9 protein-coding genes and 1 other annotated feature are annotated in these 13,558 nt (G+C 49.4%); of the genes, 1 reads left to right on the forward strand and 8 read right to left on the reverse strand.

Going from position 1 to position 13,558, the window contains the following annotated elements:
• Positions 1-22: 22 nt before the first annotated feature.
• The 7 genes from murC to ABRS97_RS13295 all read right to left on the reverse strand — a co-directional run bounded on the left by murC (position 23) and on the right by ABRS97_RS13295 (position 9,634).
• Complete coding sequence (gene murC, locus ABRS97_RS13265; protein WP_367814542.1) at positions 23-1,411, reverse strand: UDP-N-acetylmuramate--L-alanine ligase; 1,389 nt, start codon at positions 1,409-1,411, stop codon at positions 23-25.
• 7 nt (positions 1,412-1,418) lie between these two features.
• Positions 1,419-2,804 carry a bifunctional folylpolyglutamate synthase/dihydrofolate synthase gene (locus tag ABRS97_RS13270; RefSeq protein WP_483312452.1) on the reverse strand — a complete coding sequence of 462 codons (1,386 nt, stop codon included), beginning with the start codon at positions 2,802-2,804 and terminating at the stop codon, positions 1,419-1,421.
• Between the two features lie 60 nt (positions 2,805-2,864).
• Positions 2,865-5,534 (reverse strand): valine--tRNA ligase, encoded by a 2,670-nt coding sequence (locus ABRS97_RS13275; RefSeq protein ID WP_367814545.1) that lies wholly within the window; start codon positions 5,532-5,534, stop codon positions 2,865-2,867.
• A 105-nt stretch (positions 5,535-5,639) separates the two neighbouring features.
• Positions 5,640-5,893, reverse strand: a binding site (T-box leader).
• Between the two features lie 87 nt (positions 5,894-5,980).
• Positions 5,981-6,388 carry a MerR family transcriptional regulator gene (locus tag ABRS97_RS13280; protein ID WP_367814547.1) on the reverse strand — a complete coding sequence of 136 codons (408 nt, stop codon included), beginning with the start codon at positions 6,386-6,388 and terminating at the stop codon, positions 5,981-5,983.
• 2 nt (positions 6,389-6,390) lie between these two features.
• Positions 6,391-7,440 (reverse strand): medium chain dehydrogenase/reductase family protein, encoded by a 1,050-nt coding sequence (locus tag ABRS97_RS13285; RefSeq protein WP_367814549.1) that lies wholly within the window; start codon positions 7,438-7,440, stop codon positions 6,391-6,393.
• 154 nt (positions 7,441-7,594) lie between these two features.
• A complete protein-coding gene (locus ABRS97_RS13290; protein WP_367814551.1) occupies positions 7,595-8,632 on the reverse strand; it encodes a LysM peptidoglycan-binding domain-containing protein in 1,038 nt (345 codons plus the stop codon).
• A gap of 117 nt (positions 8,633-8,749) precedes the next feature.
• Positions 8,750-9,634: an RluA family pseudouridine synthase gene (locus tag ABRS97_RS13295; protein WP_367814552.1), complete on the reverse strand. Its 885-nt coding sequence runs from the start codon at positions 9,632-9,634 to the stop codon at positions 8,750-8,752.
• 274 nt (positions 9,635-9,908) lie between these two features.
• Here ABRS97_RS13295 and ABRS97_RS13300 point away from each other — a divergent pair, with 274 nt between their 5' ends.
• Positions 9,909-11,399 carry a phosphodiester glycosidase family protein gene (locus ABRS97_RS13300; protein WP_367814554.1) on the forward strand — a complete coding sequence of 497 codons (1,491 nt, stop codon included), beginning with the start codon at positions 9,909-9,911 and terminating at the stop codon, positions 11,397-11,399.
• A gap of 854 nt (positions 11,400-12,253) precedes the next feature.
• On the opposite strand, the gene hemL is transcribed toward ABRS97_RS13300, so the two are convergent.
• Positions 12,254-13,558, reverse strand: a complete 1,305-nt coding sequence (gene hemL / locus ABRS97_RS13305) for a glutamate-1-semialdehyde 2,1-aminomutase (RefSeq protein WP_367814885.1) — start codon at positions 13,556-13,558, stop codon at positions 12,254-12,256.

The following is a 13,558-nucleotide window of genomic DNA, read 5'->3' on the forward strand; positions in this document are numbered from 1 at the left end:
AAAACGATCTTATCCATAAACGTTAAACACTCGTGCCATGCTGACTGCGCAGCGCCTTGGCCAAGCCGTCCGCGGCTTTCCAGATATCGCCTGCACCCATCGTCAATACCAAATCATTAGGCTGTACGTGGCCAATTAAATATTCGAGTACTTCATCCCTCGTTGGAATATGCTGAACGCTCGGATTGCTATTGCTCCGAATAAGCTCTACCAGCTTCGCGGAATCCACACCCTCGATGCGTTTTTCCCCCGCTGGCGAATAAATATCCGTAATGATGACTTCATCCGCCTCTTCGAATGAGCGGCTGAACTGCTCGAATAAATAATAGGTCCGCGTATAACGCTGTGGTTGAAATACCGCTACGATGCGTTTGCCAGTTGCTTTCGCCGCAGAAATCGTCGCTTGAATTTCAGTAGGGTGATGGGCGTAATCGTCAATAACCAATATATTACCCACTTCCCCCAACACTTGAAATCTTCGTTTAGCGCCGCGAAACTCTAAAATAGCATCTGCAATCTGATCGAAGGAAAGACCTGCTTCCAGACAAGTAATGAGCGTAGCCAGTGCATTGTAAACGTTATGCTTACCGGGTACGGACAAAGCAATTTGCCCTAAAGTCACGCCTTTATGCTGCACGGTAAATGTAACTTTTCGGTCTCCTAAGGAGATATCGCTAGCTACATAATCAGCGTCACTGTGTATCCCGTACGTAATCACTTCACTTTGAATCTGCGGAATCATTTCACCTAGAAAAATGTCATCTCGACAGACGACCGCTTTTCCGCCAGGTCTTACTTGACTAAGAAATTGCGCGTACGCTTTTTTCAAATTCTCGAAATCCCCATTGTAGTTTTCCAAGTGGTCTGCTTCTATATTGTTCACCAATGCGAGTGTTGGATGATATTGTAAAAACGTGCCGTCGCTCTCATCCGCTTCAGCTACTACAAATTCACCTTTCCCCGCTTTGGCGTTGCTGCCTACGTTCATAATCTCTCCGCCAATGATATAGGTCGGATCAATCCCGCATATCTCCATCACAAGGGCGATCATCGACGAGGTCGTCGTTTTGCCGTGTGCGCCTGCCACCGCAATGCCCTTGCGTTCATTCATTAACCGCGCAAGCATCTGCGAGCGATGAATAATCGGGATATTGAGCTCTTCGGCCGCCTGCATTTCCACATTATCTTTCGCTAATGCAGTGGAATATACAACCAGATCCGCTCCCGAAACGTTTTGCGCTTCATGTCCTATAAATACTTGAGCTCCCTTAGCTTTCAACTTCTCTGTAAGCTCCTGCTGCGCCAGATCGGAACCCGAAATCCGGTATCCCATTTCAAGCATGACCTTGGCAATGGCACTCATTCCGTATCCGCCGATGCCGATAAAATGTACATGTTCTGCTTGACTCACGCCGTTCTCACCATCCTTTTTCAGAATCGGTTTGATAGGTAATCCAAGAACGAACATCGGAGATTAAATACAGCGTGCCGGATACGACCGCCAGATCATCCTGCTCAGTTCTGCTTGTTAGGGTTTTCAATGCCCGCTTCCAGTCGCGTTCCACGATGATGTCAACTTTCCGGTCCATATCGTGAAGCAGTTCAGCCGCAAGCTCGGCAAGCCGAGAGGCATCCCCTTTTTTATGAAAATCTGGTTCGGTAAGGATGAGAGTATCCACCAATGGTAGTATATGCCTGAGATAGCCCGTATGATTCTTCGTCGAGAGCATTCCTATCATAAAGTGCAACTTCTTGTAGCTATACACGCTTTGCAGCGCTGCAGCCAGCGTTTCCGCTCCTTCCGGGTTGTGCGCGCCGTCTAACAAGATGCGGGGCTGGCTCGACACCATCTCCAATCTGCCCGGCCAACGTGTCTCTAAGAGACCGTTATAGAGAATCTCGTCATCTACGATACATGCGTTATATTGACGAAGCACCTCAAGCGTCATTACAGCAACTGCCGCATTCGTCAGCTGATGCTTGCCATTGAGCGAAATTGGAACCTCTTTCAAATGGCGAAAGGGGCCGGCAAAATCGAAAGTTTGATGATCCAGCGCACTTGAAACGGCCGTGTAACTGAACTGCTGACCAAGCGAATACAAAGCCGCTTTCTTCTCTTTCGCCGTCTTCTCGATAACACTCCACACATGTTGAGGTTCCACAGCCGTGATGACAGGTACGCCTGATTTGATAATGCCGGCTTTCTCTGCAGCAACTTGCTCCAAGGAATCTCCCAATATTTCCATATGATCATGACCCACATTGGTAATAATGGTAACGACCGGATTCACAATATTCGTGCTATCCAGCCTTCCCCCTAAACCTGTTTCCCATACGACATAATCCGGATAAGCTACCTTGCCAAAATATAAAATAGCCAGCGCCGTAGAAATCTCGAACATGGACGGAGAACCCACTTCCGTCTCCGCGATCTCATCGACGATCGGTTTCATCTCATTAACCAAGCGCCGGAGCACATCGTCTTCAATATCTGCTCCGTTCACTTGGATACGATTCGTATACTTCTCCAAATAGGGGGAAGTGAAGGTACCTACATCATATCCGGCTTTGCACAGCACAGAAGTTAAGTAGGCGCAGGTCGACCCTTTCCCGTTTGTTCCGGCCACATGAATGAACTTCAGCCTGCGTTCAGGGTGCCCCAGCCGTTCCATCAGCATTTCCATACGCTGGAGGCCTGGCTTCATGCCAAGCTTTTCCATCCGGCCTACAATCCAGGCAATGGCCTCTTGCGCCGTCTGAAAAGGCGCCGGATTGGAATCTTTGATTTCAGTCATAGAACTCATCCTCTTTACTATATGAATCACCTTGTTTTCGTAACTAGGCGATTGCTTTATTTTCCATAATTACCCTTTTAATTCCGCTAATCGAGCAATGACTTTGTCCCTCTTATCGGCATAGTCTGCAAGCTTTGCTTTTTCCTCGTCAATAACTTTGGCTGGCGCCTTCGCAACAAAGCCTTCGTTGCTTAATTTCTTCTCGATACGCTCTACCTCGCCGCGGAGGGTTTGGAGCTCTTTATCCAGTCGAACAAGCTCTTGCGCGATATCAATCAAACCCGCTAGCGGCAAGAAAAGCTCCGCCCCAGTGATGACCGAAGTCATCGCTTTCTCAGGAGCAGCCATCTCAGCGTCAATTTGAAGCAGCGACGTGTTGCAGAAGCGGCGCAAATACTCTTCATTGCTGCGCAAAATGTTTTGCGCTTCGCTGCTAGCCGGCTTCACCAGCAATTCAACTTTCTTGCTCATCGGCACGTTGACTTCCGCGCGAATGTTACGAACGGAGCGAATCGCTTCCATGAGAAGCTCCATTTCGCGAACCGCATCCGGAGATTCGAAAGCTGCATTCTCTGTCGGCCAAGCCGCCAATGTAATCGTCTCGCCTTCATGCGGCAAATGCTGCCAAATCTCTTCGGAGATAAACGGCATGAACGGGTGAATCAAACGCTGCGTTTGGTCAAGCACATAGGCCAGAACAGATTGTGTTTTCTTTTTAGCCTCAGCGTCTGCGCCATATAAGCTCAGCTTACTGAACTCAATATACCAGTCACAGAGATCGTCCCAAATGAAGTTGTACAGCAAGCGGCCAGTTTCACCGAATTCATAGCTATCAATCAATCGCGTTACTTCACGAACGGTTTCGTTCAAGCGATGCAGAATCCAGCGATCCGCAGTCCCCATAGGACCCGAAAGATCGATATCAGCAGCCGTCACGCCTTCCAAATTCATCAAGGCAAAGCGGGAAGCATTCCAAATTTTATTGGCAAAGTTACGCGCTTGCTCCACACGTTCCCAGCGGAAGCGCAGATCTTGCCCCGGGGTGCTGCTCGTCGAAATCATATAGCGCATCGCATCAGCGCCGTATTTCTCAATAACCTCGAGCGGATCGACGCCGTTACCTAGCGATTTGGACATTTTACGGCCTTCCGAATCGCGAACAAGACCGTGCATGAGCACGTCTTTGAACGGAATTTGATCGGTAAACTCCAGAGCTGTAAAAATCATACGTGCAACCCAGAAATAAATAATGTCGTAACCAGTTACAAGTACAGACGTCGGATAGAATCGCTTCATATCCTCCGTTTCATTCGGCCAACCAAGTGTCGAGAACGGCCATAATGCTGAACTGAACCACGTATCCAGCACATCGTTGTCTTGGCGTATGTTGCTGCTTTGGCAATGAGAGCAAGCCATAGCGTCCTGGCGTTCAACGGTGACGCCGCCGCAATCCGCGCAATGCCATGCCGGAATGCGATGTCCCCACCAGAGCTGCCGGGAAATACACCAATCGCGCACATTCTCGATCCAGTGCAAGTACGTTTTCTCGAAACGATCCGGTACGAAATTCACGCCTTTGCCGGATTTCTGCGCTGCAATCGCTTGGTCTGCCAGCGGCTGCATTTTGACGAACCACTGCGTGGACAAATATGGCTCAATAACAGCGCCACTGCGCTCGCTATGGCCTACTTGATGCACGTGCTCTTCAATTTTCAAAAGCACGCCCTGTTCTTTCAAATCAGCCACGATCTGCTTACGGCAGTCGAAACGATCCAAGCCTTGGTAAGGACCTGCATTCGCATTCATCGTGCCGGATTCGTCCATGACGAGAATTTGCGGGAGATCGTGCCGTTTGCCGACTTCGAAATCGTTCGGATCGTGCGCAGGCGTAATTTTCACAGCGCCGCTTCCGAACTCTTTATCTACATACTCATCTGCGATAACGGGAATCTCGCGATTCACGATCGGAAGCAGCAGCATTTTGCCAATGAGGTGCTGATAGCGCTCATCCTTCGGATGAACGGCAACAGCCGTATCGCCGAGCATAGTCTCAGGCCGAGTCGTGGCAACAACGATGGAACCGGATCCGTCTGTCGTCTTGTATTCCAGATGGTACAGCGCACCCTGAACTTCCTTATATTCCACTTCTATATCGGACAAAGCCGTACGGGCAGCAGGATCCCAATTAATAATATAGTTACCGCGATAGATCAGGCCTTTTTCATAGAGGCTTACAAAAACTTCACGCACCGCTTGCGAAAGACCTTCATCCAGCGTAAAACGCTCGCGGGAGTAATCCAGCGAAAAGCCCATCTTCGCCCATTGTTCGCGAATGGTATTCGCGTACTGCTCTTTCCATTCCCAGACCTTCTCCAGGAATTTCTCGCGGCCCAGATCATAGCGGCTCTGCCCTTGCTCCCGCAGCTTTTGTTCCACTTTCGTTTGCGTTGCGATTCCTGCATGGTCAGACCCAGGCAGCCAGAGGGTATCATACCCCTGCATCCGCTTCGTGCGCGTCAATATATCCTGCAGCGTGAAATCAAGCGCATGCCCGATATGAAGCATACCCGTCACGTTCGGAGGGGGGATGACAATCGTATACGTCTCGGCGTCAGGGCGATTGCCGGCTTTGAAAAACTCATTTTTGATCCAATAATCATACCATTTGCGCTCGGCTTCCTTCGGATCATACGTCGTAGGCATTTGCAGTTGTTCCTTGGTTTCATTGGCTTCGGTCATATCATTACCTCCATGGCTTTTATCGCTGTCAAACAGGCATAAGGAGCCTGTGATTCCTCTGAAACATCCTCGCTTACTCAAAAAAAACAAAAAAAGCCCTTCGCCGCAAAGGACGAAAGGCTTGCTTCCGTGGTACCACCTTCATTCCACACAGCTTCAAATAAAGAAGCGCGTGGCTCTCAAACAGATAACGGCTGCGGCCGGCAAACGCTGTAGAAAGCGAGAAGAGACTCCTCTTTACTATCACGTTTACAACTCCGGGGTGACTTCGATCGGCTGCTTCCTATGGAACCTTTCAGCGCTGCAGTTCCACTCTCTGAAGGGGCTATCCGCCTACTACTCCCTTTCAACGTTTCCAGTATTACTCAAAATGATTTACATCATATAATAACGAACATTTGAAATAGAGTCAATATATCATTCCAGTATTGCCGATTATACGTACATTATGCATCTGCCGAAAAGATGCAGCCGTCCCGCAGCAAATTTTCATAATAGTCCGTTTTGACGTTAACTGCCTCAATCAGCGACTCCAGATCACGCATCTGTTCAAGCAAATGCAGCTTGTGTGTCCGAAGAAGTTTTAAGCGGTCTTCAACGAGCTGAGGGCTGGCATTACCTTTCTTTACTCGCTCAATCAGACAACCCTCCTGCAAAAACACAGTCATATGCTCCAGCGACATGCCCGTTTTTTTGAGCGAACCAATAAAAGCAAGCAAGTTTACATCCGCTTCGGTAAAACTGCGCACGCCCGTGCTCGACCTCGCAATTCCGGGCAGGAGCCCCATCTTCTCATAGTAACGAATCGTATGCGCGGACATTCCTGTTTGCTTCTCTACCTCGCGTATGAACAAGTTCATTCCTCCTGACTTAGCAGCACAATTTTCCCAATTGCCGATTGTCTTTTCACAAGTTCGTGCGCCAGCCCAGCTTCACTGAAGTCAAACATGCGCGATATTAAAGGTTTAATTTTTCCCCGTGATAAGAGATCGAACAACTCTGTCAAATCCGTTCGGAAGTGATCCGGCTTCTGTTGCTTGGCGCCTGTCGTGCTAAAAGCAATTGTTTGGACGGATTCCGACTGCGAGCCGGGCTCCGATAGCTGCATCCATTGACCTGCAACCTCTTGAATCTTATCTTGAGATGGCTGCTGATCTTCCAATATGGATGTAAATCCATATCCAACCAGTATGCCTCCAGCTTTCAGCACTTGCTTCGATCGCTCCCAATTCTCTTGGCCGATTGGATCAAACACAGCGTCGATGCCATGCGGAGCTTCCTGCCCAATCACTTTTACAAAATCATCCTGCTTGTAATCAATCAGTTTAGCTCCATATTCAGCTAATGCCGCATGCTTATGCGCGGAAGCTGTTCCATACATGTTCAAGCCATACAATCGCCCTAAATCGAGCAAGGCAGTACCCACGCCGCCTGAGGCTCCATGGATGAGAATTCGGCCGTTAGTTTCGATAGAAACAATGCGGTTCAGCATTTGGTAAGCTGTCACATAGTTCAGCACAAGCGCGACTGCCTCCCCAACATTTACCCCACTAGGAACCTCAATAGCTTCTGATTCCTGTACACAAATGTTCCTTGTATATCCGCCCGTTCCTTGCGTCATAGCTGCCACAAGCGTTCCTAAACGCGACTTCGATACACCGTCGCCAACCGCGTCTATTTCTCCTATTATATCATATCCAGGGGTAAAGGGCGTTTTCGGAGTGCCCGGATACACCCCTTCTCTTCGCATGCTATCCGCAAGTGCGACACCAATTGCTTTGACCTTGATCCGTACTTCCCCATAGCCAGGCGTTGGCATCGGGCTTTGAATGATTTGGAGCACCTCCGGACCGCCATACCTCGTAACGATTATCGACTCATTCTTCTTTTCATTTGTAATCATCATGCATCATTCTCCTTTTACTAATCGGATTTGGCTTTAGAAAGACTGTAAACCTTAGAGTCGACTCTAAGTCAAGCTAATATTTTGACTATCGTTCCGCAGCAACATAAAGAGCCCCCAGCCGCGTAATCGCAGCCAGAGGCTCTTGTTATGTACTTTATTTGGGCAAGTAGATAACCTGCCCCGCGCTTACTTCCTGATCGCTAAGACGATTCAATAATTGCAGCTCGCGTGGATTAACCTGATACTTTTTTGCGATAGTTTCCAGCGTTTCTTCTCTCTGTACGATACACATCTTCAGCTTGCGGAATTCTTGCGAACCCGCGCTGCTCTGCAAAAACAGACGCTTCCATTCTACGGCATCTATTTTCGCATCTTCAGCCGCCTGCGCGTCCGCCCCCTCCTTGCGCTTATCGGAAAGAACCGCGCCTGCTTTGGACAAAAGCGATTTGATGCCATAGGGATTGATGTCAACCGCTTCATTCGCCTTCTTGCCGAAAGCAACCTTAAGCTCTTTCTTCTCTTCCGTAACAACCGTGTTCTCTTGATGAGGCGTCACCTTCAATTCAGTAGATTCCACCTCCACAACAAAATGGCTATCTGCAGGAGGTTCCACTTCTTGTACAACGGGCTCCTGCTGGACTAAAGGAGCCGTATTTACAAGCTCAGGCTCAGGTTCAGGTGCCGGTGTGTACGGATAAGTTGGCTCTTGATACGGTGTAGGCACAGGTTCATGGGGCGATGTCGGAGGCGCTGGTTCATTACGAGTGAAGTCCGCTTGGTGAATAAACGTAATCTCCTCTTCCTCCCGCCAGCGCTCGATCGGAGCTGAAACCATTTCCACTCCGGTCAAGGACAAGACACCTGTCACATTCAAGCTTCTCGCAGACAATAAGTCCACATCAAAATTCTCGATTTCGATCTGAATGTCATCCACGCGATGAATCCGGTTAAGCGGCAGGGTAATTTCCACAGGAATCAAGTGCTCCAGAGACCGTGGCTCTTCCCCCTCAATACTGGAATAATTGCCTGTTAGCAGTAAATTTCCTTTCAGGATCGCCTGATCGTCAAGTGTTATTACCTGAATGTGCGGAAGCAGTTCAACGTCGTTTAACTCTTGTATGCCCGCTAATCCTTCATGCAGGTGGACGCGTTCATAAATATCAAATCTTAATCCTGGTTGCTGTTCAGCCACTGTACATCCTCCCTTCCTTCAATCCGCAATGCGATTGGCATTCGAATTATACAACCATTACATTCTTTGTCTCTAAAAGTATATGGGTGAAAAGGAGAAGGCATGACTACATTTTTATTAAGCTTTCAGCTTATCCAGCAATTTCAGCATATCTGCAGGCCAAGGAGCATGCGCCGTAATCTGTTCGCCTGTGACGGGATGGTCGAACAATAACCGTTCGCCATGGAGCGCTTGCCGGTTCAGTAGCGCCGCTGAGCCCCCATAGAGCGTATCGCCGATAAGCGGATGCCCCGCATGACTAAGGTGAACCCGAATCTGGTGCGTACGTCCTGTCTCCAGCTTAAGCTCGATATGAGCGGCACCTCTCATCTGCCTAACAACATGGTAATGAGTAACCGCCGGATCTCCCGTAGGCGTCACTCGGCGCTTGCCGGAATGATGGCGATCCCGGCCGATCGGTGCGCCAAATGTTCCTTGACTCGCGCGAAAAGTGCCCTGTGCGAGTCCCGCGTACCTGCGGTCGATCCGTTTATCTCGCATCGCTTCATCCAGCAGGATATGCGCCCATTCATTTTTGGCGTAGAGAACAGCTCCCGTCGTATCTTGGTCCAATCGATGAATATGCCTAATCCCGCAGGCTTGTCCCGTCGAGGCAAAATAATAAGCCACTGCGGAGGCCAATGTCCCCGATTGCCCAGCTTCAGCAGGATGAATCGACATCCCTGCCGGTTTATTCACGACCAGACAAAACTCGTCTTCGTAACAAATATCCAAATCAGCATACTCCGGGACAAACGATGCTTTTTCCTCTGGGAACATGCGCAGGAGAAGCTTATTTCCTTGCACAAGAACTCCCCCTTGCGAAGCCAGCCGCAGAAATAGTTTGCGAGGAACCGGCAGTATGGCCGACAGTTCTTCAATCGCGCGGGGCTGCAGCGCTTTCCACTGTGCATGAGGAAGGGGCAATTCCAGCCATTCTCCTTTGCGCTTCCAAGCCATCATGATTTCGACCGTTTAAAAGAAATGACGATCACGGCTAGCACAAGAAGAAAGCCAAAAACCAACAAACCCAAATCTATCGGGAAATCAAAAAAATAATATCTTTTCATAGTAAATGAAAACTCCTTAAGCGTGAGGAATATCGTACACTTTATTTTAACAATTACCAATAACAATTGCATGTGAAATTATGATAATATAAGTCTAGTATTGTGTTTTTTCGACATCGTCGCAGGAAGTAGATTCTGTAGAAAAAGAGAGCAGGAGAGGAATAACCTTGGGTACTGCAATATTGGATCATTTTCGTAGTTATAGTTGGCTGAAACGTATGCTGCTTGCAATAGCGGCGTTTACATTTCTTTGTTCAAGCTTTTTATTTTTGACTCCCCCTGGCGAGTATTTGCGCGAGTATATGGCCAAAACGGTCATCACAACGCAGCATCGTGACTGGGCATGGATCTTTGTAGGGGCGGAGCGCAGGGACCAAATGGTGCTGGAAATGCAAAACCTGACGGAGATTAACTCGGTCGAAAAACAAGATTTGCATGCGGTTAAGTATAATAAAAACCGCTCTACGGACAACCTCGTCAAAGTGGAAGACATATCCGGCCAGTTCTGGAAAGGCAAGAAAATGTACGTGTACGATCCAAGAACGATTCGCGTTGTTGTCCCCGCCAAGCAAGGCGAAGGCGAACGCATAACGTCGATGGTTGAACGCACGGGGGCTGTCGCCGGTGTCAATGGCGGAGGATTTAACGATCCGGACGGGCTTGGCAACGGATTTGCGCCGATTGGAGCTATTATGTCCGGTGGCCAGATCCTCTATACCGACCAAGACGGCAGCGTGCCTCAACACATCGTCGGGTTTACCAAAGAGGGTACGCTCATTATCGGAAAATATACGATTAACGAGCTTCTCAGTTTGAATGTAACGGATGCCGTCTCCTTCTACCCCCGCGTTATTGCTAACGGCAAACCGCTGATTACTAGCGGCGACGGAGGCTGGGGACGCGCACCGCGTACCGCAGTCGGGCAAAAAGCGGACGGTACGGTCATCTTCATCGTCATCGACGGCCGCCAAACGCACAGCGTAGGCGCGACACTTAAAGAAGTACAGGATTTATTCCTTGCTGACGGCGTCATTAACGCAGGCTTCTTGGATGGCGGAGCTTCCTCCGAACTTGTTTATAATGATGAGCTGGTGACCAAGCCTTCCAGCCGTTACGGCGAGCGCAGATTGCCATCCGCTTTCCTTGTATTCGATCATCCGGAAAGCGTCAAGGTAAATAATGTTTGGGAAGGCCTAACTAATATTGATCCAGGCGGCGCCTACGATCATCCTGAATTTTTGAAAGAACAAGCCGAGAAAAAAGCAAATGCGCCGAAAGCAACAGCAACACCGAAAGCAACGGCAACGCCTACTTCTTCGGTGAAGCCTGAATCAAGCCCTGGATCCGAAGAACAAGGGAAAAATGGCGCATCTAGTTCTCCGTCGAGCACAGGTAATAGCTCCAGTAAACCAAGCCCTTCAGGGAAACCGGAAGCCTCATCTTCGGCTTCGCCGAATCAAGGGAATACGCAAGGAAACGGTAGTAGCGGCAATACGAATACAGGAACTGGGACTGGAGGCGCCAATGCTGGTGCCTCAACACCTCCTAAGGCCAGCACACCGCCTGCCGCGAGCACCAGTCCTGCTGGACAGCAAGGACAAGCAGGGACGGGCATCAATGCGTCCCCAACGCCTTCAACGAATGTAAAGTCAAACTAGTTATCTCCCTATACATAGAGAAGGGTTGTCCCGAAAGCTAGTTCGGAAATTGCAGTTTGGCAGTTTCCAACTTTATAGTAATTAGCAAGAACAACAAGAACCTTCAGTTCCACTTTTATTGTGGTTTTGAAGGTTCTTGTTTGTTTATGGGAGATTCGCCCACTTTGCTTCAGTCTGTAGCCTCCTTTTGGGGCGCTACGGATCAGGGATTGCTTGTTGCATCCACTGTAAAGGTCAAAATGGACCTTTCGGCTTTTGACATCAAGCGGCCGGCCCTTTTGTCTAGGGCTGTAGCGTCCTTTTGGGAAGCTACAGACCAGAATTTGCTTGTTTGCATCCACTGTAAAGGTCAAAATGGACCTTACCGCTTTTGACATCAAGCGGCTTGCCTTTGTCTAGGGCTGTAGCGTCCTTTTGGGGCGCTACGGATCAGGGATTGCTTGTTGCATCCACTGTAAAGGTCAAAATGGACCTTTCGGCTTTTGACATCAAGCGGCCTGCCTTTGTTTCGGTCTGTAGCGTCCTTTCGGGCGCTACAGACCAGAATTTGCTTGTTGCATCCACTGTAAAGGCCAAAATGGACCTTACCTCTTTTGACAACAAGCTGACTACCTTTTGTCTCGGGCTGTAGCGTCCTTTTGGGGCGCTACAGCTCAGAATTTGTTTGTTGCATCCACTGTAAGAGTCAAAATGGACCTTACCTCTTTTGACAACAAGCGGCCTGCCAGCTCCTGCCATGCGGAGCATGTTTGCAAATAAAAAACCTTCATCCCACGTTTTCCTGGGGATGAAGGTTTTTTATTCATTGTTGGGGACCGTCCCTATTCACCAATCCACTGGGACAGTCTATTCTTTTATAATCGTTTCAAGGCTTCGCGGTGCGCTTCGATCGTCGCTGCGATATCTTCATCCGAGTGAGCCGTGGAAACGAACATCCCTTCAAACTGAGAAGGCGCAACCGATACGCCAAGATCCAGCAAATGGCCGAAATAGGCATTGAACTTGCCTATATCCGATGTTTTGGCCGTCTCATAATTAACAACCTTCTGCTCGGTAAAGAATGGGCAAATCATAGACCCTACGCGATTAATCGTGCAGGCTACGCCTAACTCGGCCGCATTCCTCGTGAATCCAGCCTCCAGTAACGCCGACTTGCGCTCCAGTTCCTCGTAAACGCCCGGTTCACCGAGCAGGGTTAAGGTCGCATACCCCGCAGCCATCGCAAGCGGGTTGCCCGAGAGCGTACCCGCCTGATAGATCGGGCCTGCCGGAGCAATCTGTTCCATGATATCGAGCCTGCCGCCGTAAGCTCCAACCGGCAGCCCGCCGCCAATGACTTTACCTAAGCACGTCAGGTCGGGCGTAATTCCAAACAAGCCCTGAGCACAGTGCTTATGAACACGGAAACCTGTCATCACCTCGTCAAAGATGAGCAGGGAACCATATTGCTCCGTTACGGCGCGAAGCCCTTGCAGGAAACCTTCCGCCGGGGGAACAACCCCCATATTCCCTGCAATCGGCTCCACGATAAGCGCAGCGATGTCTTCGCCATATTTCTCAAACACAAGCCGGACCGATTCCAAGTCGTTGTAAGGCACCGTAATCGTATTAGCAGCGACACCTTCAGGAACCCCCGGGCTGTCCGGCAGACCGAGCGTAGCAACGCCTGAGCCTGCTTTAATCAATAACGCATCGGCATGGCCGTGATAGCTGCCCTCGAATTTCACGATTTTGTTTCGCTTCGTGAAGCCTCGCGCGAGCCGCAGCGCGCTCATCGTCGCTTCCGTTCCCGAGTTCACCATACGCACCATCTCAATGGAAGGCACACGCTCAATGACCAGCTTGGCCATTTCGGTCTCCAGAAGAGTTGGTGCGCCGAAACTAGTTCCTTTTTCCGCAGTAGCTTTAACCGCCTCCAGCACGACCGGATTAGCATGTCCAACAATTAACGGTCCCCAGGAGCCTACATAGTCGATATAGGTGTTCCCATCAATATCCGTTACACGGGAGCCCACACCTTTTTCCATAAACATTGGTGTTAAACCGACGGACTTGAAGGCGCGTACAGGGCTGTTTACGCCACCTGGAATTACCTTCTTAGACTCTTGAAACGCCGCTGCAGAAAGATTGTCGATTCTTGTCGAATTTTTCAAAGTTAT

The sequence above is a fragment of the Paenibacillus tabacirhizosphaerae genome (assembly GCF_040812395.1).
Taxonomy (GTDB): Bacteria; Bacillota; Bacilli; order Paenibacillales; family NBRC-103111; genus Paenibacillus_E.

What these genes read in the sequence shown, in the direction of transcription:
- ABRS97_RS13270 (WP_483312452.1), bottom strand. Translation starts at nt 2,804, where the DNA reads ATGAGTTCTATGACTGAAATCAAAGATTCCAATCCGGCGCCTTTTCAG.
- ABRS97_RS13275 (WP_367814545.1), bottom strand. Translation starts at nt 5,534, where the DNA reads ATGACCGAAGCCAATGAAACCAAGGAACAACTGCAAATGCCTACGACG.
- ABRS97_RS13285 (WP_367814549.1), bottom strand. Translation starts at nt 7,440, where the DNA reads ATGATGATTACAAATGAAAAGAAGAATGAGTCGATAATCGTTACGAGG.
- ABRS97_RS13295 (WP_367814552.1), bottom strand. Translation starts at nt 9,634, where the DNA reads ATGATGGCTTGGAAGCGCAAAGGAGAATGGCTGGAATTGCCCCTTCCT.